20 protein-coding genes and 1 riboswitch are annotated in these 20,628 nt (G+C 42.8%); of the genes, 9 read left to right on the forward strand and 11 right to left on the reverse strand.

The features are described from left to right. The first annotated feature begins 516 nt into the window (after nt 1-516). Nucleotides 517-1,890, forward strand: coding sequence for a carbohydrate porin (locus R7Q38_RS01225; protein WP_239938773.1), 1,374 nt, complete (start codon nt 517-519; stop codon nt 1,888-1,890). 63 nt (nt 1,891-1,953) lie between these two features. On the opposite strand, the gene R7Q38_RS01230 is transcribed toward R7Q38_RS01225, so the two are convergent. After that, complete coding sequence (locus R7Q38_RS01230; protein ID WP_017633789.1) at nt 1,954-2,940, reverse strand: LacI family DNA-binding transcriptional regulator; 987 nt, start codon at nt 2,938-2,940, stop codon at nt 1,954-1,956. 235 nt (nt 2,941-3,175) lie between these two features. Here R7Q38_RS01230 and R7Q38_RS01235 point away from each other — a divergent pair, with 235 nt between their 5' ends. The 3 genes from R7Q38_RS01235 (at nt 3,176) to R7Q38_RS01245 (ending at nt 7,190) form a co-directional block, all read left to right on the forward strand. Further along, nucleotides 3,176-4,615: a sucrose-specific PTS transporter subunit IIBC gene (locus R7Q38_RS01235; protein ID WP_025767958.1), complete on the forward strand. Its 1,440-nt coding sequence runs from the start codon at nt 3,176-3,178 to the stop codon at nt 4,613-4,615. Between the two features lie 165 nt (nt 4,616-4,780). Further along, nucleotides 4,781-5,704, forward strand: a complete 924-nt coding sequence (locus R7Q38_RS01240; RefSeq protein WP_170890198.1) for an aminoimidazole riboside kinase — start codon at nt 4,781-4,783, stop codon at nt 5,702-5,704. A 31-nt stretch (nt 5,705-5,735) separates the two neighbouring features. Then, a complete protein-coding gene (locus R7Q38_RS01245; protein WP_213876892.1) occupies nt 5,736-7,190 on the forward strand; it encodes a sucrose-6-phosphate hydrolase in 1,455 nt (484 codons plus the stop codon). Nucleotides 7,191-7,316: 126 nt separating this feature from the next. On the opposite strand, the gene R7Q38_RS01250 is transcribed toward R7Q38_RS01245, so the two are convergent. Beyond that, a complete protein-coding gene (locus R7Q38_RS01250) occupies nt 7,317-7,850 on the reverse strand; it encodes a dihydrofolate reductase family protein (protein WP_154204224.1) in 534 nt (177 codons plus the stop codon). A gap of 99 nt (nt 7,851-7,949) precedes the next feature. On the opposite strand from R7Q38_RS01250, the gene R7Q38_RS01255 reads away from it, so the two are divergent. From R7Q38_RS01255 to R7Q38_RS01270, 4 genes are all read left to right on the forward strand, one after another. After that, the gene (locus R7Q38_RS01255; RefSeq protein ID WP_213876893.1) at nt 7,950-8,516 is read left to right on the forward strand and encodes a TetR/AcrR family transcriptional regulator; all 567 of its coding nucleotides are present in this window, start codon (nt 7,950-7,952) and stop codon (nt 8,514-8,516) included. A 216-nt stretch (nt 8,517-8,732) separates the two neighbouring features. After that, nucleotides 8,733-9,590 carry a glutathione-dependent disulfide-bond oxidoreductase gene (gene yghU / locus R7Q38_RS01260; protein ID WP_005373705.1) on the forward strand — a complete coding sequence of 286 codons (858 nt, stop codon included), beginning with the start codon at nt 8,733-8,735 and terminating at the stop codon, nt 9,588-9,590. Between the two features lie 1,183 nt (nt 9,591-10,773). Then, nucleotides 10,774-11,943 carry a D-alanyl-D-alanine carboxypeptidase family protein gene (locus R7Q38_RS01265; RefSeq protein ID WP_213962733.1) on the forward strand — a complete coding sequence of 390 codons (1,170 nt, stop codon included), beginning with the start codon at nt 10,774-10,776 and terminating at the stop codon, nt 11,941-11,943. Between the two features lie 211 nt (nt 11,944-12,154). Beyond that, nucleotides 12,155-12,562, forward strand: a complete 408-nt coding sequence (locus tag R7Q38_RS01270; RefSeq protein ID WP_005373701.1) for an SPOR domain-containing protein — start codon at nt 12,155-12,157, stop codon at nt 12,560-12,562. 50 nt (nt 12,563-12,612) lie between these two features. On the opposite strand, the gene R7Q38_RS01275 is transcribed toward R7Q38_RS01270, so the two are convergent. The 5 genes from R7Q38_RS01275 to R7Q38_RS01295 form a co-directional block, all read right to left on the reverse strand. Further along, nucleotides 12,613-13,086 (reverse strand): peroxiredoxin, encoded by a 474-nt coding sequence (locus R7Q38_RS01275; protein ID WP_005373699.1) that lies wholly within the window; start codon nt 13,084-13,086, stop codon nt 12,613-12,615. Between the two features lie 126 nt (nt 13,087-13,212). Then, nucleotides 13,213-14,229: an adenosine deaminase gene (locus R7Q38_RS01280; protein WP_213867594.1), complete on the reverse strand. Its 1,017-nt coding sequence runs from the start codon at nt 14,227-14,229 to the stop codon at nt 13,213-13,215. Nucleotides 14,230-14,318: 89 nt separating this feature from the next. Beyond that, nucleotides 14,319-14,418: riboswitch (purine riboswitch) on the reverse strand. A 237-nt stretch (nt 14,419-14,655) separates the two neighbouring features. After that, complete coding sequence (locus R7Q38_RS01285) at nt 14,656-14,796, reverse strand: PA3496 family putative envelope integrity protein (protein WP_017633782.1); 141 nt, start codon at nt 14,794-14,796, stop codon at nt 14,656-14,658. Between the two features lie 50 nt (nt 14,797-14,846). After that, nucleotides 14,847-15,056, reverse strand: a complete 210-nt coding sequence (locus R7Q38_RS01290; RefSeq protein WP_171342624.1) for a hypothetical protein — start codon at nt 15,054-15,056, stop codon at nt 14,847-14,849. A gap of 240 nt (nt 15,057-15,296) precedes the next feature. Beyond that, entirely contained in the window at nt 15,297-15,506 is a 210-nt protein-coding gene (locus tag R7Q38_RS01295; protein ID WP_005373691.1) for a cold-shock protein, read from the reverse strand. A 401-nt stretch (nt 15,507-15,907) separates the two neighbouring features. On the opposite strand from R7Q38_RS01295, the gene R7Q38_RS01300 reads away from it, so the two are divergent. Then, nucleotides 15,908-16,756 (forward strand): pirin family protein, encoded by an 849-nt coding sequence (locus R7Q38_RS01300; RefSeq protein WP_054577744.1) that lies wholly within the window; start codon nt 15,908-15,910, stop codon nt 16,754-16,756. Nucleotides 16,757-16,898: 142 nt separating this feature from the next. Here R7Q38_RS01300 and R7Q38_RS01305 read toward each other — a convergent pair whose 3' ends face one another. From R7Q38_RS01305 to R7Q38_RS01320, 4 genes are all read right to left on the reverse strand, one after another. Then, the gene (locus R7Q38_RS01305; RefSeq protein ID WP_054577745.1) at nt 16,899-17,747 is read right to left on the reverse strand and encodes a patatin family protein; all 849 of its coding nucleotides are present in this window, start codon (nt 17,745-17,747) and stop codon (nt 16,899-16,901) included. 257 nt (nt 17,748-18,004) lie between these two features. Then, nucleotides 18,005-18,343, reverse strand: a complete 339-nt coding sequence (locus tag R7Q38_RS01310) for a hypothetical protein (protein WP_017635147.1) — start codon at nt 18,341-18,343, stop codon at nt 18,005-18,007. A 686-nt stretch (nt 18,344-19,029) separates the two neighbouring features. Continuing rightward, nucleotides 19,030-19,461, reverse strand: a complete 432-nt coding sequence (locus tag R7Q38_RS01315; RefSeq protein ID WP_005373685.1) for a YccF domain-containing protein — start codon at nt 19,459-19,461, stop codon at nt 19,030-19,032. 218 nt (nt 19,462-19,679) lie between these two features. Next, nucleotides 19,680-20,612, reverse strand: coding sequence for a Gfo/Idh/MocA family protein (locus R7Q38_RS01320; protein ID WP_115386524.1), 933 nt, complete (start codon nt 20,610-20,612; stop codon nt 19,680-19,682). Nucleotides 20,613-20,628: the final 16 nt, after the last annotated feature.

Consider the following 20,628-nt stretch of genomic DNA (forward strand, 5'->3'; position numbering starts at 1 on the left):
GATTACTTTTTGGTAATGAGTGGCTTTTCGAAGCCGAAGTGACCATGAGCAAGATTATTAGATTTTACAAAACTCATTTATGTTCAAAAAATGAGTTTTGTAGATATTAAAATGCATGGAGCCAAATTCTCTCACTGATTCTATGAAGTTTTTGTGCGCTCTAACCACAAGACAATCTATAAAAGACGTTGAGCCAACGTCTTTGCCACAATGCCACCTGTTAATAAGGCTTTCAATGCCTCTTTCTCATTGCTATTCAAATGTGCGCTGGTTAATGATTTTTCTGTAAGTAACACAATTGAACGTGATAGAAGTAACAAAATGGCCTCTTAACGGTAACGTTCCCGAAAAGTTTATATATTATCGCCCTCATTGATATAAGTAGTAGAGACGCTCTGAGTACGAGCGCTCTGAAATTCAGGCTTTAGATGGACATTTAAAGTCACCATAAGTTTGCGATTTTTCTTGGGAACGTTTGCAGCATGCCTAAGTATAAATTTACGTGAGACTATGGAAATGAAACTACACACTTTGACGATGGCAGTAGCGCTTGGACTGGTTACTGCACCTGCATTCGCAGCAACAGATGTTGACGCTCTTGAAAAGCGAATTAATGAATTAGAACATAGACTTGAGCAGACAGAAAAAGCATCCACAGAAGCAAATGAGAAAGCCTCAAGCTTTGAGTTTCATGGCTACGCTCGTTCCGGGCTACTGATTAATGACGATCTGAATGGTGCAGTGGGTACTGGTCCTTACATGACGGCAGCTGGTGCTATTGGCGCTCCAGTTGGGCGATTAGGGGTAGAGGATGATCATTATGTGGAAGCAAACCTTATTCACAAACGTTTTGCAGATGATGGTTCCAGCGCATTGTTCCGAATCATGTTGGCAGATAGTACGGAAACCAATAACGAATGGACGGCGAGCGAGAGTCAATTAAACGTTCGTCAGGTATATGCTGAGCTAAACAAGTTGAGTATGTTCTCTGAATCAAGAGCTTTTGCTGACGCGACGTTTTGGGCTGGTAAACGATTTGACCGTGATAACTTTGACATTCACTTCTTTGACTCGGATATTGTTTTCTTATCTGGTACTGGTGCTGGTGTGTATGACGTCCAAATGAGCGATTCGTGGAAAGCAAACTTCTCGATCTATGGTCGTGATTTTGGTGAGATTGATAGCTCGTCAACAGATGTTGAAAACTATATCGCGACAATGAACAACCGCTTCGGTAATTGGCAATTGATGCTGAGCGGCATGACGTCTGCTGATAACAATGATCGCGTAGAAGGCGCAGCGGACAAAGGTTTACATGCGATGTTTGCTTACCATGGCGATAACTTCTTTGGCATGAGTGAAGGCTTCTCTAAAACCGGTATTTTGATGGGTGATGGACTGGGTGCGGAACTTAAAGGCATCGGTTCAAACGGAGATTTGTTAGAAGACGCAAAAGCCGTACGCTTGTTCAGCTATGGTGTAACACGCATCGGCGACAACTGGCGTGTAGCACCTGCGTTGCTAGCAGAACACAGCCAAGATCGCTTTGCTGAAAATGATGAATTTACGTGGGCATCGTTCAACATCCGCTTAGCGCAAGAGTTTACGCAGAACTTTGAGATGGTTTATGAAGGCTCATACCAATACATGGACCTAGACAATGCGATTGATAAAGCAAGTGGCAGTTTTTACAAAGCGACAATCGCACCAACGCTTAAGATGTCTACCGCTGCAGGTTTCTTTGACCGTCCGGAGCTACGTTTTGCAGTTAGCTACGTTGATTGGAGCGAAGACTTGAATGGCTACTCGATTAGCCAGGATGCGGGTGCTGCAACGATGGGTGATGGTGGTGAAGTTCTGTTTGCACTGCAAATGGAAACTTGGTTCTAAAGGGATCTAACCGACAAAGAGTAATAAGAAAAGCGCCAACTGATTTCAGTTGGCGCTTTTTCATTAACAGGACTGACGCTCAATTGTTTTGAAGGTTAGTACCATCTTACTCATTTCAAAACTTCTGTTGGCAATTCTATCTAGTAGCAGTTTCGCACCATTTTCACCCGCTTTATCAAATGCATAGTTAAATGTTGATAAGGTTGGGGTGCACACTGATGCGAGCTCATCATCACCAACTCCTAGCACTAAAACGTCTTTACCCGGTGTTAACCCGAGCTCTTGAATCGCTCTCATCGCACCGATAGCAATACGGTCTGTCGCACAGAACAAGCCATCTAGCTTAGGGTTCTTTGTTAAGTGTTGTTTTGCCAATGAATAGCCAGAATCGATGGTAAAGTCACCACGAGCATGGAAGGCGAGCTCAAAACCATGATGCTGTAGCGCTTGAACAAATCCTTCAGAGCGTTGCTTATCTACCGCGATATCGTCACCTTGCACACCAATAAAACCCATGGTTTGGCAACCTTTTGCAACCAGTCTATTTCCCGCTTCAAACCCTACTCGTGCGTCATCATGAATGATGCTTGGAATATTAAACATGGAACCATCTTGACCGACGAGCACAACTGGAACGGCTGAGTTTTGAATTGCTTTTACCAGTTTGGAATCGAGGTGGGTGGCGTAAAGAATGATCCCTTCAACCCGTTTTTGGTTAAAGATCTGAATGTATTCCAGTTCTTTTTCGTGGGCTTGGTGAGTGCTAGCAAGTAAGACATGTTTCCCGGCTTTTTCAAGGACATCGGTTAATCCATCGACACCTTGGGATGTGGCATGAGAGGAAACCCGAGGAACAATGACACCAACCAGATTGGTCTTTTGAGATTTTAGATCTTTAGCGACTTGGTTCGGCACATAGCCACACTCCGCTACTGCTTGGCGGACCTTCAGTTTTGTCGCTTCTTTTACGCCATATTCATCGTTTATAACCCGTGACACTGTTGATTTTGATACGCCAGCCAGACGGGCGACATCATGCAGACTCGCCATTGTTCCTATCCATTCTGTTTTTCGTTTTTGGGATTGTTTGCAAAGAGAAGATGAAAAGCTCTTTGATAAGTAGCGATTCTAACCTTCTATACTGCTCTTAGGGAGAGAATTTGACGATCATTCTCACATTCTCTCTGCTTTATCTTTGATCATTTGGTTTTATTGAGCAAAAATCTGTTTTGCAAACGTTCCCGAAAATTTCGCAAGCTCAGATAATAATCCAATGGGGTATGAAATGAATTATCCGGCAGTAGCAAAAGAGTTGTTAACTCTATTAGGTGGTAAAAGCAACATCACCGCACTTGCGCATTGTGCGACACGCTTACGCCTTGCCGTTGCAGATGAGCAAAAAATAGATGAACAAGCGATTGATAGCCTTGAAGGAGTAAAAGGGCAGTTCAAAGTTGCGGGTCAGTACCAAATCATTTTTGGATCTGGCATCGTAAACCAAGTTTATGCAGAAATGGCGAAGTTGACGGGGATGAGTGAAATGTCCACCAACGACGTTGCGTCTGCTGGCGCAGAGAAACAAAACATTGTTCAGCGCGCGGTGAAAGGGCTGTCTGATATTTTCGTTCCAATCATTCCAGCAATCGTCGCTGGTGGTTTGTTGATGGGTATCTATAACCTATTGACTGCTCAAGGCTTGTTCATTGATGGCAAATCTTTGATTGATGCCAACCCAGGACTGACAGACTTGGCGAACATGATCAACACGTTTGCGAACGCGCCGTTTGTTTACCTGCCTATTCTGCTGGCATTTTCAGCCAGTAAGAAGTTTGGCGGTAACCCATATTTAGGGGCGGCGCTAGGTATGTTGATGGTTCACCCTGACTTGCTGAATGGTTGGGGATTCGGCGGCGCATCTGTGTCTGGCAACATTCCGGTTTGGAATATTCTTGGCTTTGAAATCCAAAAAGTGGGTTACCAAGGTTCGGTGTTACCGGTTTTGGTATCGGCATTCATTCTTGCGAAGGTTGAGCTAGGCTTACGTAAAGTCATACCTTCTGTTTTAGACAACCTTTTAACGCCATTACTGGCGATTTTCATAGCGGGTTTGCTAACGTTTACTGTCGTCGGTCCGTTCACGCGTGATATCGGTTTCCTATTAGGTGATGGTCTGAACTGGCTATACAACACAGCTGGCTTTGTTGGTGGTGCGGTATTTGGTCTTATTTATGCTCCGTTTGTTATTACTGGTATGCATCACAGCTTCATTGCGATTGAAACTCAACTTCTTGCGGATATTGCGACGACGGGCGGCACCTTTATCTTTCCTATTGCGGCGATGTCTAACGTTTCTCAAGGAGCGGCAGCGTTGGCGGTGGGCGTGATGAGCAAAGATAAGAAGATGAAAGGTATTGCGATTCCATCGGGTGTTACGGGTTTGCTGGGTATTACAGAGCCAGCCATGTTTGGTGTTAATCTAAAACTACGTTACCCATTTATTGCGGCAGTTTGCGCTGCGGCGTTATCGAGCGCGTTCATTACAATGTTTAATGTGAAAGCTCAGGCATTGGGTGCAGCAGGTCTTCCAGGCATCATTTCTATTACGCCAGAGAAGATTGGATACTACATCGCGGGTATGGTGATCGCGTTCTTGACCGCATTTGTTCTCACCATTGTTCTTGGTATGCGTGACCGCGCTAAAGTTGGTAGAAAAGCAGCGGCTTAATCTGAACTCCTTAGGGGTGGAGTCCCCCAAAATCCACTTCTTTTCCTAAATGTTTGGGGTGCTAGCCAAGCACTAATGGCTTGGCTAGCCTTTTTCAATTTTTACTTGGTAGTGAAGGTGTTCAACACGTTGGACTATCAGGGCTTTAATTTCAAGGTAAGCAAGATGAATCAAGTGTGGGTAACTGGTGATGCTGTTGTCGATCTAATACCGGAATCTGAGACTTCTTTACTCAAATGTCCCGGTGGTGCACCAGCGAATGTCGCCGTAGCTATTGCTCGTCTATCTGGTAAGAGTGCGTTTTTTGGACGTGTAGGTGATGACCCATTTGGTCGCTTCATGCAATCAACGCTCGATCAAGAGGGCGTGAGCACGGAGTTTCTCGTTAAAGATCCTGAGCAAAGAACATCAACAGTGGTGGTGGATTTAGACGAGCAAGGTGAGCGCAGCTTTACGTTTATGGTAAAACCGAGCGCTGATCAGTTTATGTCTGTTGAAGACATCCCTAACTTTAAGCAAGGTGATTGGCTGCATGTCTGCTCGATTTCACTGGCAAATGAGCCAAGTCGAAGCAGCACATTTGAGGCGATCAAAAGAGCAAAAGCCGCTGGTGGTTTCATTAGCTTTGACCCTAACTTGCGTGATGAAGTGTGGCAAGACCAGTCAGAAATCCAAGCTGTCGTGATGAAGGCTGTAGCGATGGCCGATGTGGTTAAGTTCTCTGAAGAAGAGCTTTTGTTCTTAACTGACTCAACATCGATGGCGCAAGGTTTAAAACAAATAGCCTCTTTGAATATTGCTTTGGTCTTGGTGACGCAAGGTGCGAAAGGTGTTTGGCGCGTCTTTGAAAGTCAGAGTGAACTGATCACAGGTCAAGTCGTTAGTCCGATTGATACCACAGGTGCGGGTGATGCTTTTGTCGGAGGGCTACTGGCATGCCTGTCTCGGTATGACGATTGGAAAAATCATCCTGTTGTTAGCTCTGCGATTCAATGGGCAAATGGCTGTGGTGCATTAGCGACGACGCAAAAAGGCGCAATGACCGCGCTTCCGACCCAGACAGAATTGCTGCAATTTATTGGGCAATGATCTCCAGATCCAATTTCAGTTGAGAAAAATTATGAGCTTAAACAACCGTTGGACTGTAGAGCAAAGATATCGCCGACTTGAGCAAATCCCTCAGTGTGATATCGAAGAAATGACACTTTCACGTCAGCAAGATAAAGGCTTTCCTAGTTTTCATATCGCCCCTAGATTTGGGCTGTTAAATGACCCAAATGGGTTGTGCTATTTCAATGGTGAGCACCACATCTTTTACCAGTGGACGCCTGTGGGACCAGTCCATGGAATGAAGTATTGGTACCACCTTTCTACTAAAGACTTCATCCATTTTACTGATCATGGTGTGGGTCTTCATCCCGACCAAGACTACGATTCACATGGTGTCTATTCGGGCGGTGCTTTGGTGGAAAACAACAAGGCTTTGCTGTTTTTTACTGGTAATAAGCGTGACCAAAACTGGAATCGAATTCCAACACAGTGCTTTGCCACCATGGATTCAGATGGCAACATTGAAAAGCATGGTGTGGTCATTGAGAACGAACATTACACGGAGCACTTTCGTGATCCAAAAGTTTGGAAGAAAGGCGACGACTATTTGATGGTGGTGGGTGCTCAAACCAAAACCGAGCATGGTTCAATGGCGCTCTATCAAAGCAAAGATTTGAAAACGTGGCAGCATAAAGGTCCAATTAAGACCAAGTTTTCTGACCTTGGGTACATGTGGGAGTGTCCTGATTTCTTTGAGATTAATGGTCAATCGGTGATGCTGTTTTCTCCACAGGGCGTGAGCAGTAGTAATCCTTATGATTTCAAAAACATCTATTCTGTCGCATATATCGTGGGTGATCAGTTGAACCTAGAGTCGATGACTTTAGAAAACCACCAAGATATTTTGCAGCCAGATTATGGGTTTGATTTCTACGCCCCACAAACCTATTTAGATGAGAATGGGCGTCGCATTCTTATTGCATGGATAGGGTTGCCAGAAATCGATACACCATCGGTCACACACCAGTGGGCAGGAATGTTGTCTCTTCCTAGAGAACTAACGTTGAAAGATGGTTTTCTTGTTCAAACTCCGCTCCCTGAGCTGAAGAATTTAAGAAAAGAAGAGGTGGTCTTTGCACAATCCCATACACTGGAAAGCACCAGTTGTTTGATCCAACTAGACCTTGAGGGCGATGGCTTTGAACTTGAGCTGAGTAACCTCAAAGGTGACAACATCGTCTTTAGTGCGACAGAGCACGAGTTTATGCTGGACCGTCGTCATATGTCTCATTTGTACGCAGAAGAATTTGGTGGTATTCGAAAAGCACCAAGATTGGACGCTAAGCAGACGATTGAGATGTATATCGACAATTCTGTCATCGAGATTTTCATTAATGGCGGCAAACACACGATGACCAGTCGTTTCTTTATTGATGACCTCAATACGGTAACGTTGAGAGGGTTGGAGCAAGCAAGGCTTTTCCCTTTGAAAGGTATTACAGGCTTGTTTGAGTCATCTTTATAATTGGTCATATCAAGCGGAGTGCCTTTTGATATACGAGCCTTTTGATATAACAGCTCCTCAGTAGGCATCAAAAACGCCCTTCATATCTCCATGAAGGGCGTTTTTTGTTCAAAATACCTAGGTAGATTATCTTTCACGCACGTAGGTCGTTTGAACTAAAGTATCCAAAACAACTTCACTCTTGGTGACTTTGAAGTTTAGCGGTTGTTCTAAATCCCCAAATAGAGGTGCGCCGCCGCCAAGTAGGATAGGGAAGCGCGTGATCACCATTTCATCGATAAGATCTTCTTTCAGGAAGTTCTGAATCGTCACTCCGCCGTCGATGTAAAGATCGTTAAAGCCTTTTGCGTTTAGCTCCGCAAGCACATCTTTTTGCTCGCCTTTTACTAGAAAGACTTTGTCTTCGTAGCCTTGTGGCACTTCTGTCATGGTATTGCTGAGTACAAACACAGGTTTGCTGTATGGCCAATCGCAATCAAAGCTCAGTACGACATCTAGGGTGTTGCGCCCCATTACCAAGCCATCAATACGCTCCATCAGTGAGAAGAAACCAGTATCAATGTTGTCTGGATTTGGTACTGAATGTAGCCAGTCGAGTTTGCCCTGCTTATCTGCGATGTAACCGTCCAGACTGGTTGCAATAAATACGATATTTGCCATGAGTACCTCATCAAAATGGTGATGCTTGAGCCAAGCTAAAGTATGGTTTAAAATTAATTCTACAATGTAGAATAAGTGTGAGTTTATCGAGAAGATCAAATGTCTGTCAACGAAAAGAAACGCGGGAGACCAGCCGCTAAGCAGTCGCAGTTAAGCGCAGAAAGCATCCTAGATACAGCTAAGTCATTGATGAAAAAGGATAGCAAGGTACCAAGTATTCGCTCGTTAGCGACGCAATTAAATGTGGATCCTATGGCGATCTATTACTACTTCAAAAACAAGAATGCGTTGCTTGAAGCGTTGACCACATCGCTGGTGGAGGAAATTTATCAACCGAAAGTGAATGAAGATTGGCAAGGCGAACTCAAAAATTTGTGTGTTAGCTACATTGAACTGCTGCGTGAGTACAACGGGTTATTGCAAACCATGCTGAGCATGACATCGTATGGCCCTGCTCAAGTGTTTACCGAGCGCTATCAAATCATTGTTCAGCCTTTGGCACTGTCTCCGCAAGTGGAGAAAGACAGTTTGGATCTATTGGCAGATTACCTACACGGGTTCGCTTTCTCGATCAGTTGTTGCCACGATACGAGTTTGATTCAGACGGAGATGATGGATGGGCCGTTGAATCTGATCTGTTCTTCGTTATTGGCATCTCGAACCTAGTTCACATTATCGCGACGTTTTTACTTATAGCGTGAAAGAAAATCCCATAACCAAAGGTTCTAACTAAAAGAGATTGCAGGACTTTTATTTGGCGAATTCGACCTAATATCTTGAGTATGCCTAATCGCAGTTGGCGAAGAGGTGATGTTAATAATGCTTGCTGGCGCGTAAGACCCGTCAGTTTGAAGATGCATTCAAACACAATAAGGGAAAACAATGGCTAACGAATACATTCCACCAAAAGTTTGGACAAACGATAATGAAAACGGCGGTCAGTGGGCGAGCATCAACCGTCCGGATTCTGGCGCACGTCATGAGCAAGAGCTTCCAGTTGGTGAGCACCCATTCCAACTTTACTCAATGGGTACCCCAAATGGTCAGAAAGTGACGATCATGTTTGAAGAGCTTTTGGCGGCTGGCGTAACGGCAGCAGAATACGATGCATACCTGATTAAGATTGGCGATGGCGACCAGTTTGGCTCTGGCTTTGTGGCTGTTAACCCAAACTCTAAAATTCCGGCATTGGTTGACCGTTCGGGTTCTGAGCCAGTGAACGTGTTTGAATCTGGCAACATCTTGTTTTATCTAGCAGAGAAGTTTGATCATTTCTTACCAAAAGAAGGCGCTAAGCGTGCTGAGGTAATGAACTGGTTATTCTGGCTGCAAGGTTCTGCGCCATATCTAGGCGGTGGTTTTGGTCACTTCTACGCGTACGCACCAGAGAAGTTCGAGTACCCAATCAACCGCTTTACAATGGAAGCAAAACGTCAGTTAGATGTATTAGACAAGCGTCTTGCGAACAATGAATTCCTAGGTGGCGATGAGTACAGCATCGCTGATATCGCAACATGGCCATGGTACGGCAACCTTGTGTTGGGTCGTGCTTACGATGCGGCTGAATTCTTAGACGTAGAAAGCTACAAAAACGTTGTGCGTTGGGCAAAAGTAATTGATGAGCGTGAAGCGGTAAAACGTGGTCGAATTGTGAACCGTTCATGGGGTGAAGAATGGGAGCAGTTACCTGAGCGCCACAGCGCAGAAGATATTGATAAAGTATTGAAACTTAAACCATAAGCAATCTTGGCCTAGCTACGTCAAATGAGTTTAGTTTTATCTATGCTTATACAGTGACCTTAATCAAATCTATAGCGCACCATATACGGTGCGCTATTTTTATTCTCATTTAGTCTCGAAATGCTAATTTATATCACCTCTTGAAGAGTATTTAGTTCGTAGATTAATCTTTAATGTATTTATATATTATGATGCAAAACAAAGCTCATATTTCCATGTTAAATATGGACTGGTCATACTGCTTTCTAATAATTAAATTATTTAAAAATTATAAACTGATTTTATATCCATTATAAATAAAATTAATGATAATTAATATTTGACATAACCACTAAATTTATGTGGAATATGCGGGTTGATTTATTTTGAAGAAATAAAATTAATTTCTAGTACTTTTATTTAAGACAAGCTTAGCTTTTAGCGATGTTTAATTATTAATGCTTATATCATGAAAGAGGATATGTATGATGTCGTCGTTTGAGTCGTACTGGGTTGGGATACGTCAAAGAATAGCCGCACAAACCGAAGGTAACCGCAGTTTAAAGTCTCTAGTCATTAAAAAGCAGCGTGTGAACTTAAATAACAGTGGGTTATCCTTTCGCGCTAAGTCCGGATGCCTTATCCCTCACTGTTATACCAAGTTCTCTGATGAGATAAACCTAAAAACATCGAAAAAATCGTCTCTTAGTTTTAAAAAAGGAAAGCTGTATTTTTCTCCAGTTTAATAATAAATGAAATTTACATAAATTATAATATTAGGTTTTTAAATTTATCGATAATTAATTACGATTTTATGATGCGTTTTCAATATGTTTTCTTGGTAAATAATTAGCTGGGCTTATTGTTGATTGTTTTTGTTGTTTCCTATTTAGATATGGATAAAAGCTCAATTACTTTTCCTATACCAACTTACTCCCTGAATTGACTTGCGCGCTTTTTCTCCCCTCTCAAAAAACATAGCGTTACGGAATTATTTTCGCTCCTGTTTCATTCTTCAAGACGAAAGCTCTACCTACCTCTCATTATTTTCGACAAACATTGAGTAAAAGTAACCAATCGTAACAAGGTGGCTGTAACTGAGCGCCGTTTCAATATACTCGTTTTTTAACTAGGTAATCCCGCGCTTTGAATTCAATCGGGTACCGTTTGTAAGCCTTAAATGCTACTAAGATAAGATGTCATGATGAGAAAAAGTACTATATTACACACAGTGTTAATTACAGGGTTCGCTGCTGTATCCTCGTTGGCTTATGCTGCGCCTTCAGTTGTGCCAAATGCGCCGGAACTCAGTTCTCGTGGTTATGTTTTGATGGACTTCCATACGGGGAAAGTACTGGTTGAACGTGATGCCCACAAACGTTTAAACCCCGCGAGTTTAACGAAGTTGATGACTGCTTATGTAGCTGGTCAAGAAATTAATACAGGCAATATTACGTTGAATGATGAGGTTGTCATCAGCCGAAATGCTTGGGCAAAAAATTTCCCAGATTCTTCAAAAATGTTTATTGAAGTCAATACTTCCGTTTCTTTGTCTGACTTATACCGTGGTCTGATTGTTCAATCTGGTAACGATGCCAGTGTCGCTATTGCTGAGCATGTTGCGGGAAGTGAATCAGGGTTTGTGAGTTTGATGAATAGTTGGGCCGCCAAGCTTGAATTGTCTAACACGGCATTCACCAACCCTCACGGCCTAGACAGTGACGGTTTATATTCGACACCTTATGATATTGCCAAGTTGGGCCAAGCGATTATTCGTGACTTACCTGATATCTATCCGCTGTATAGCGAAACCTCGTTTACTTACAATGGCATCACTCAATACAACCGTAATGGCTTGCTTCGTGATCGTAGTATGAATGTCGATGGCATGAAAACTGGTTATACAAGCGGCGCGGGTTATAGTCTAGCGACTTCTGCAACACAAGGTGATATGCGTTTGATTGCCGTAGTGATGGGAGCGAAGAGTGAGAATGTTCGTGAATCAGAAAGCAAGCAGCTGTTGAGTTATGGCTTCCGCTTTTACGATACGGTAATGCCGACTGAGGCGGGTGCGGAACTTGCGAAAGCTCGAGTTTGGATGGGCGAAAAAGACGAGCTTACTGTCGGCGTAGCTAACGATGTGTATCTCACTTTGTCAAAAGGAGATGTAAAAAATCTGCAAGCGGATGTTGAATACAACGGTGATTTAGTTGCGCCAATTTCTGAGCAACAAGTGGTTGGTAAAGTGCTTTACAAAGTCGACGGTAAGGTCGTAAATGAAGCCGATCTCGTTGCATTGGAGTCCGTGGAGGAAGGCAGTTTATTCAAGCGAATTTTAGACTGGTTTAAGCAATTGGTCGCTAGCTGGTTCTAAACAGTAGCGAACTTCTGTCTATATCACTCTATCTTGTTAATTTTCTATTAAATCAGTTTACTAAGGCGACCAACGTGGTCGCCTTACGTTTTTGGAATACTCGTTGCGTTAAAACGCAGGCCTTCTTGTAAGGGTGTGTTTTACCTGACCAAGAGCGTTTTGTGTTTTTGGGTGCGAGAGAAAAGAAACTAGAACAAGAATGGAGTGACACGTGCACAAGATTTTATCTTTGACATTGATTTTATCGCTCATGGGCTGCGCTATGCCTTACCAGCAGGAGGTCGATAGCGGCCAATGTGTTGGAGTCATGACCTCTCAGGATGCATATGGTTATTTAAACCCAAACCATTACACGATGCAGGTACTCGCGCTAAAGCAAGAAAAAGATGTGAAAGATTATATTCGCTATATCGATCCTAAGCATCCGGTTTGGGTTAACTGGAAAAACAGCCGAGGCACGCGTTGGTATACGGTAACTGTTGGTGATTTTAAAACGAAACAGGATGCCTACAATGCGCTTTCTTCATTACCAAGCCGTGTAAAGCAGTCATCCCCGTTTGTGCTGACTTTTGCGGAAATGCAGCGTAAGCAACAAACGAGTGTTGTGAGAATGCGTTAGCCAACAAAAAACGGAAGCGATGGCTTCCGTTTTTGTATTTAGGAGTAAGCTTAAAGCGCCGCTAAAATCGTTTCTGCTTTGCTTGCTTCAAACTCTTTTGGCTCTTCAACGTTAAGCTTAGTCACTGTGCCGTTTTCAATGATCATCGCGTAACGTTGTGAGCGAATACCACCAAAGCCGCCTGTATCCATTTCAAGACCTAATGCTTTAGTAAAGCTAGCGTCGCCATCACCCAACATCAGAATCTCAGAAGCGTTTTGAGCTTCGCCCCACGCTTGCATCACAAATGCATCGTTTACAGAAACGCAAGCAATTAAATCAACACCTTTTGCCTTTAGCTCATCAGCTAATACCACATAGCCTGGTAGATGAGCTTCTGAACAGGTAGGGGTGAATGCGCCAGGTACAGCAAAGAGTACGACTTTCTTGTTCGCAAACAGTTCTGTAACGTCGTGGTTAACCATACCATCGGCAGTCAACTCACTAAGAGTTGCAACTGGTAGAGCTTGGCCTTGTTGAATCATGATTCTATTCCTTTTTGTGTGCTAGTTTAGCTTTCTCAGTCTAGCGTTTATAAATGCGGTTAACCACAGAGTCTTTGTAGGGTTTTAATACCTACGCGTTTGACCTAAGGCGTGGCACTGATGCCTTTATTGCAACGCTTCGTGCTGGTTTACGTATTGGCTAACAAGGTGACGATATTTCGCCTTTAACTCGTTATCGATAAAGCTGGCATCAATCGCGTTCATTGTAAATTGGGCAAGTTCACTCTTACTCATTGGATGTGCGTTGTTGACGGCCAGAAAGTTATCCGTCATGTAGCCACCAAAGTACACAGGATCGTCTGAGTTAATCGTTACGGCGACACCTTTTCGTAGCAAATCCACAATATTGTGATCTTTCATATCGTCGAATACACATAGCTTAAGATTCGATAACGGACACACTGTCAGTGGCATTTGGCTTTCGATTAAGGATTCAACTAATGCTTCATCATCAACACAGCGAACACCGTGATCCACGCGGCTCACGTAAAGCATTTCAATTGCATCGCTAATATTTTGTGCGGGGCCTTCTTCACCTGCGTGAGCAACGGTAAGTAAGCCTTCTTCTACTGCTTGTTTAAATACGCGCTTGAATTTAGCTGGCGGATGACCTTGTTCTGAAGAATCTAGTCCAACACCAATGATCTTATCACGGTGTTTCAGAATAGCCTGTAGGGTCTCTATGGCGCTCTCTTCTGGAAGGTGACGGAGAAAACACGCAATAATTTGCGAGGTAATGCCAAGTTTTTCGTGACCATCTTTTAGCGCGCGAGCGATTCCATTGATAACGGTGTCAAAGTCTATGCCGCGTTCTGTGTGTGTTTGAGGGTCAAAAAAGATTTCGGTATGAATAACGTTGTCTTCTTTACAGTGCAGTAAGTATTCCCAAGTGAGATCGTAAAAATCTTGCTCCGTACGCAGAACTCCCGCTCCTTGGTAATAGAGGTCGAGAAATGATTGTAAGTCTGTGAACTGATATGCGCTGCGTAGTTCACTCGGAGAAGAGTAAGGGATCTCGATGCCGTTTCGTTTTGCTAATTTGAATAAGAGTTCCGGCTCAAGTGAACCTTCGATATGTAAGTGCAGCTCTACTTTTGGAAGACCTTGAATAAATGCGTTCATATTCCACCTTATGTGTATTGTGGATGCAGTTACTCTAAGAATAGGTATAGATAGAAATAAATCGAACGCTATCACAAAGAGTAAGACCCACGATGATCTCAACTCTTCGTAATCAGCACTTTGCGGGAACTGGTAGAGACCCCCAAACCATATCATTGGGGTTATACGAAGCAAACGAGAGGGATTATACGCAAAAATATCGCTTTGGCTATACGCAAATAACCTAGCTGTCATTAGTCACGGGGTTTCCTGTGAGCGAAACGACTATTTGCAAGTCACTTGAGTATAGAGGAGCCAGTTGTTTTTGCGTGTGTGAGAGGGACGTGTAATTAGAAGAGTAGTCTAAAAGAGTGGAGATTCGTTTGAGCAAAGGTAGGTGGCGGTACCTTGCACAACGATAAAGGCAGAGAAAGCACTAGAGAGCATTTATAGATCGAATAACTTATCAAATTCTCTTTGTTCCATAATGTCTTCTATGCGGCGTCGAGTTTTCTGCTTTACCGCCGCCGCGTTTTGTTCAGACTCTTTTTTGTCTTTTTCTGACTGCTTCTTACTTTTTCTAGCCATTGGATACCTTCCAAATTAGTTGCATTATCCATTAATGCATGAAAACTGAATCAGTTAACAGTAAAACTTCCTAACTTTGAACCTGAATCACAGAGAATAGTTCCAGATTGCGTTTTCTCACAATATTCAAAATCGATCATGAAGCTATGAGAAAGAAGTTTCGGTAATACGTGTCTTCGTAAAATATCACCATTTAATTGATGTATTTTAGCGTTCCAAGAGGTTTGAGGTTGTTCTAAATTCAATTCAATTTCTAACATTTATTCTCCTGTTTTTTAGTGATTTTCTCTTTGTTAAGTAATTGATACCAATGCCTTTGACGGCCAGTTCTTTTTGAGGACATGATTTTTCCTATAAATAATAAATTAAGCAGTACTATTCAGTTTATTTTAGATAGCACAAAGCAATGCCTAAAATTAGGCTGAGTGATTGATGAAAGAATATTTTTGAAGGAGAGAGGTTTGGTGCAGCATGGGCATGCTACACCAAGAAAAGCAGTCTTATAGAGGAGTTACTTCAGTCGCTTGAGGACCTTTTTTACCTTGCTCTACATTGAAGCTTACTTTCTGACCTTCAGTCAGTGTTTTGAAACCGTCAGAAACGATAGCGTTAAAGTGTACGAATACATCTTGGCCGCCGTTGTCTTGAGATAGAAAACCGAAGCCTTTAGTTTCGTTAAACCATTTTACTGAACCAGTTACTTTAGACATAAAAATACCTTTGAATTAAACATTAAAATTATGATTTGTTTTGTGGATCTTTTCTAAGCTATTGAATGTTCAATCAAGAGGAAGTTGTACGCAGGTGTCTGAATTGGGGATTCAAGATTTTACTGAGAGGAAACTTAAACTAAATGTTGCATTAACAGCTCTCTTCTAAGAGCCAAGGCACACTATACACCTTGTTTAGAAAATAGCTACATTTATTTTAGATAAATTAAATGTGCTCATTATTAACTCGATAAATTGTATTGTTCGAAAAAGTTGAATAAGTAGAACGAATAGTATGGCTCATAATTTTAGCTCATCAACCTAAAATAGAACCTTATCGATAGCCATAGATTGAACATGCGATTTGCAAGCGGTCACAAAGATAAACTAGGAGAACTAGTATGAGTACATTCAGAGAAATTCGTCAGCTTATTCCTGCGCAACCTACTGCTGATGGTGATGGAGTGAAAATTCGCCGAGTAGCGGGTTTCAATCATGCTAGTTTTTCTCCATTTTTGATGATGGATGAACTCAAATCAGAAGACCGCGCTGATTATATCGGCGGTTTCCCTCCGCATCCGCACCGCGGTATCGAGACGCTTACTTATATGTTGAAAGGTCATTTCCAGCATCGTGATCATATGGATAATGTTGGCGAGCTTCGTTCCGGTGGTGCACAGTGGATGGCAGCAGGAAGAGGCGTCATCCATAGCGAAATGCCTATTATGAAGGAAGGCGAACTGCATGGTTTCCAAATTTGGATTAACCAGCCTGCGAAAAATAAGATGCAGCCAGCTCAATATCATGACTTTCAACCTGAAACGATCACTGAGTTTGATACTCCGAATACGGGGGTTGTACGTTTGATTGCGGGTCATATGACTATAAACAACGAACGAATTCAGGGGCCGCTAACAGAGACAGGTGTTGCTGCCACGGTAGCCGATTGGAGAGCGATGGGTGGTCAAGCTTTGAATTTGAACACGGAGCAAGATAACAACATGATGCTCTATGTCTATAAAGGTCGTATTCAATTAAGAGGTCGTGAGATCAATCAAGGTGAAATGGCCATTTTATCGAAAGGTGAATGGGTTGAATTGCAGGCCGAAAAAGAGAGTGGTGCACTGATCTTTATTGGTGAGCCAATTAATGAACCCGTGGTGCATTATGGCCCTTTTGTCATGAATAGCATGGGAGAGATAGAACAAGCCATCCAAGACTACAACTCTGGGTTGTTTGAAACTTACTAGTTTTGACAGCCTACTCGCTTTTTCAGTTAGCGAGCAAATTAAAACAGTTTTGAGCCTGAATATTGGGCTCGACCAGAAGCAAATACGATAATCCACTGCCATCGAATTTGCGTTAGCCACGTTTAATCCACGTGGCTTTTTTCTACTTCTGACTCCAACGTATGATGGCTTCCTTTCCTGCTTCAATTCCTAACTCATAAGCATGACGCAGTGGTGCTGGCGATCGACTCAGCCGTTTCAACTTGAATGTTTCAGGAGGACACACTTGAATGATTTCGATACCAGGTGGAGGGTTGTTGATCAGCGCTAAGGTCTGATTGTAGCGAACTTCACGTGTCAACATCGGTTCAATTAATCCGGGCGTTTCTTTCAACATCCTCTTAGTTAGGGCGCTGAATCTTCCTCTTGGCTTTTGATAGCTTGCGGGCTGACTGCGTAAAACCATAATCTTTTTGGCTCCTCGCTTTATTGCTTCTGCAACAGGAAGTGCGTCTGAGACGCCACCATCAACGTATTGAATTCCGTTCAGTGATACGCCATTTCGGTAAAGTACAGGCAGTGCGCTGCTGGCTTTCATTGTTTCTGCCAAGTCGTCGACATCAGGAAGGTGGTACTCCGCTTGCCCATTGTCTTGACGCGTCACGCCTAAAAAGAAAGGTCGTGAATCAGCTTTGAGCGCAGATTTATCGATGCCAAGTTCTTCGAGGGTGACATTCCACATCCAGTCTAAGTTCATCATATCACCACCACGTAGAAGTTGAGATGGAGAGATAAATTCTTTTCTTAAGCTGTAATCGAGGTAGATTTTTAAGTTACGTCCGGGCATTTTAGCTAAGTAGGCAGCCAAGTTGCTAGCACCCGCAGACACTCCCCAAAAGCTATCAAATGGAGAGAACTCGCTAGCAAGAAAATGATCGAGTATGCCGCATGAAAATACGCCTCGCATGGCTCCACCTTCGACAATCAATGCTCGAGAGCCTACTTTTTCCATCACTTCGCTCCACTCTTTATCAATCGGATAATAGCGTGCAGCCTAACGCATAATGGTTTTATACCCAAGTGGGCCAAAGGTCTAGGTTGCGTTCCTTTGAATAAAAAGGGCATCAACGGATGCCCTTGTCACTTTTAGCCTATGGAATTGCGGGTAATTGAGTCGCTAATTTAGTGAAGGAGACCGAGCGAATTAGCCCCCTTACATAGAGCCATACCTGTAGTCCCATACTGATCGTTGTTGGAATAGTTTGATGATCACTTGTTAAATAGGCATACAAACACTATCCAGAGCGTTGTAAGCAAAAGTAATGGGGTGAATACTTTCTGGATAGAAGCGCCATCAGTTAAATTGTAAATTTTGATGGATTCATTATAGAACGCTCGTTTGAATTCTTTGAAGCTAATGTCGCTCTTCGCATGCGACTGTTCATAGTGCTGGTGCGCAGCGTCCGATAGCTGGTATTCCAAGTCTTGGAGCTCGTACTCCTTGTTAAAAAACGCATCCCAAGCCGAAAGGCGGGCTATCGTTTTAGGAGATGGATCCCCATTTAGTTTCTCTAGACGTTTAGCATAAGCTGCTTGATATTTATCCACGGTATATTCCTGTCTGAATAGACGTTGAGTTAGAACATATGTAAAAAGAAAAATAAGTAATAAAAGGTTTTTTACGTTCTATACCTGTGATAAATGCTAAAAAGTTCAATGCTCTAGCACTCCGATGTCGCAAATGATATTGATGGAATTGCTCTGCGACAAATAAAATAATTACTCTAGATAACAACGAATTTTTGTTGTTTTTTAAAAAAACTGATCATGAGATTGAGTGGGGAGTTTTACCGAGAAGAATTTCGCTACTGTAACTCTCTATATTTACTCAAAAAGAGAAAATCTTAGAAGCTTTCTTTGATTGATGTGAGATATTTTAGGTCGAAAAGCATTAATTTTGGCTATGATTATAGCTCGTCTTTTTGTTGTTGAACTCTACTTCGAGGGGGAAAGAATCCATATTTCGAGCATAGGATAGCTCGCTTTTTCGTTACGTCGTTCTTGGAGTTTGAGTCAGTGACGACGCTATGAGTCTAGCATCTTGAACTCGATTGGGCGTATTAATTATAAAAGTAAAGCAGTGCTGAGCTAGGATAAACTTCAACGTAAAGGTGACGGTATGAATATACAATCAGCCATTATTGAATATGCGATAGCGATTATAGGCTTACTTTTGACGGGCGTTACCCTCTGAGCATGACTGCCCAGAGGATAGAAAGCGCATTAGCTTTTTGCTAACGATTGATGTTGTATCGAGCCATTGCAGCTTCTTCTGACGATACAACCGTTTTACCAATTGGTGCGAGTGAAATAACCGCTAGCTTGAGGTGTTGGAGCGCAAACGGAATGCCGATTATGGTGACAAAGCATGCTGCGGCAGAAAGTACGTGACCGATAGCTAACCAAAGGCCTGCAAATACAAACCAAAGGACGTTACCAATAACGCCGAGCGGGCTCGTACCAATGTCCATTTCATTGGTCAATTCATCGCGTGAGATGGCCTCTTTACCGAATGGGAAAAAGGAAAAATTACCCATAACGATACACGCACGCCCCCAAGGTATTCCGATGATGCTAATAAAGGCCAAAATACCAAAAAACCACCATAGCAACCCCATAAATACGCCACCAAATACAAACCAAATGATGTTACCAAGTGTTCTCATTCTATTTCCTTTATTCTTGAATGTGATGATTCAGATACCTGAGAGCACCGTAAAACAAATCTGAACCGTCTGTTTTGTCGATGTGTGCTTTTGTGCCCTCATTCACCTGATTGATAGAATAATCGCAGTAGTCTTAACAGAGAATGAATGCCTTCCTTAAGGCAAGTCTTTTTAGTATAGAGCGTAATACTCAATCAAGCATATAGCCAAGAATCGCATTATCTAGAGACAACTTTCTCGAGATATTGACAAATTTGCTCTGCCAATCGATGGCTAGCAATGTTGCGTGTTACTACTTCATCAGCAATATTTCCAGACTCAACGACGCCAAACCAATCGAGCAACATCGAATGGAAACCTTTACTCGTCAGCATTGGCGTCCAGTCTTTCAAATTGATTTTTTGCTCTTGGTTAGCTTGCCATAGTTTGCCTTCAACGAAGGAGTCGAACTCAACTGCCTTGTTTGCATAACAAGCTTGAACGCGCTCTGTAGTGATACCGAAGTGGCGATTCATCGAGGCGTGGAGCAAAGTATCTCCATGTTGCCACTGAATATCTAAACGCGCCAACTGACCACCTTCAAGTTGATGAGTTACATAAGCATCTTTTAGATCGGCTTTGGCTGTGACGTTAACGCTGTCTAATGGGTGAATAAAATCATCAAATATAAAGGTACGAACATCCCCCGGTAGTTGGTGACGGTTCTTTTCCCAGCGTAGCGACTTTAAGTCAGATATGTTGCCTTGCTGCACTTGTGGCATATGTTGGTTGTAAAGTGGAATGTGACGACGGTTAAAGCCCACATAGAGTGGCTGTCTCTCTTTTTCGGCAATGTCGTACAGCTTTTCTACGTCATCAGCACTGTTCGCTAATGGTTTGTCGACAAAGGTTGGAATTCCATGCTGCAGAAAAAATGCCGCTATTTGAGGGTGTACGCTTGTTGCCGCATGAATCATGACGGCATCGACGCCAAAGTGCAGAAGTTGCTGGTAGTCTTGGCAGATCTCTGAGATTCGATACTGCTTAGCCAGGCTCTCAAGTGTGTTTGGGTTGCGGGTACAAAATACAAGTTCGATATTTGGAAGCTGAGTGATAACAGGAAGGTATGCTTTCTGAGCGATATCCCCTAGACCAATAATACCAATTTTCATCCTAGTCCTTATCTCG

Source organism: Vibrio sp. Vb0598, from assembly GCF_033338935.1.
Classification (GTDB): Bacteria; Pseudomonadota; Gammaproteobacteria; order Enterobacterales; family Vibrionaceae; genus Vibrio; species Vibrio alginolyticus.

What these genes read in the sequence shown, in the direction of transcription:
- R7Q38_RS01285 (WP_017633782.1), bottom strand. Translation starts at nt 14,796, where the DNA reads ATGGCTAGAAAAAGTAAGAAGCAGTCAGAAAAAGACAAAAAAGAGTCT.
- R7Q38_RS01265 (WP_213962733.1), top strand. Translation starts at nt 10,774, where the DNA reads ATGAGAAAAAGTACTATATTACACACAGTGTTAATTACAGGGTTCGCT.
- R7Q38_RS01305 (WP_054577745.1), bottom strand. Translation starts at nt 17,747, where the DNA reads ATGGAAAAAGTAGGCTCTCGAGCATTGATTGTCGAAGGTGGAGCCATG.
- R7Q38_RS01225 (WP_239938773.1), top strand. Translation starts at nt 517, where the DNA reads ATGAAACTACACACTTTGACGATGGCAGTAGCGCTTGGACTGGTTACT.
- R7Q38_RS01290 (WP_171342624.1), bottom strand. Translation starts at nt 15,056, where the DNA reads ATGTTAGAAATTGAATTGAATTTAGAACAACCTCAAACCTCTTGGAAC.
- R7Q38_RS01300 (WP_054577744.1), top strand. Translation starts at nt 15,908, where the DNA reads ATGAGTACATTCAGAGAAATTCGTCAGCTTATTCCTGCGCAACCTACT.
- R7Q38_RS01230 (WP_017633789.1), bottom strand. Translation starts at nt 2,940, where the DNA reads ATGGCGAGTCTGCATGATGTCGCCCGTCTGGCTGGCGTATCAAAATCA.
- R7Q38_RS01275 (WP_005373699.1), bottom strand. Translation starts at nt 13,086, where the DNA reads ATGATTCAACAAGGCCAAGCTCTACCAGTTGCAACTCTTAGTGAGTTG.
- R7Q38_RS01320 (WP_115386524.1), bottom strand. Translation starts at nt 20,612, where the DNA reads ATGAAAATTGGTATTATTGGTCTAGGGGATATCGCTCAGAAAGCATAC.
- R7Q38_RS01255 (WP_213876893.1), top strand. Translation starts at nt 7,950, where the DNA reads ATGTCTGTCAACGAAAAGAAACGCGGGAGACCAGCCGCTAAGCAGTCG.
- R7Q38_RS01240 (WP_170890198.1), top strand. Translation starts at nt 4,781, where the DNA reads ATGAATCAAGTGTGGGTAACTGGTGATGCTGTTGTCGATCTAATACCG.
- R7Q38_RS01280 (WP_213867594.1), bottom strand. Translation starts at nt 14,229, where the DNA reads ATGAACGCATTTATTCAAGGTCTTCCAAAAGTAGAGCTGCACTTACAT.
- R7Q38_RS01250 (WP_154204224.1), bottom strand. Translation starts at nt 7,850, where the DNA reads ATGGCAAATATCGTATTTATTGCAACCAGTCTGGACGGTTACATCGCA.
- R7Q38_RS01235 (WP_025767958.1), top strand. Translation starts at nt 3,176, where the DNA reads ATGAATTATCCGGCAGTAGCAAAAGAGTTGTTAACTCTATTAGGTGGT.
- R7Q38_RS01295 (WP_005373691.1), bottom strand. Translation starts at nt 15,506, where the DNA reads ATGTCTAAAGTAACTGGTTCAGTAAAATGGTTTAACGAAACTAAAGGC.
- R7Q38_RS01245 (WP_213876892.1), top strand. Translation starts at nt 5,736, where the DNA reads ATGAGCTTAAACAACCGTTGGACTGTAGAGCAAAGATATCGCCGACTT.
- R7Q38_RS01315 (WP_005373685.1), bottom strand. Translation starts at nt 19,461, where the DNA reads ATGAGAACACTTGGTAACATCATTTGGTTTGTATTTGGTGGCGTATTT.
- yghU (WP_005373705.1), top strand. Translation starts at nt 8,733, where the DNA reads ATGGCTAACGAATACATTCCACCAAAAGTTTGGACAAACGATAATGAA.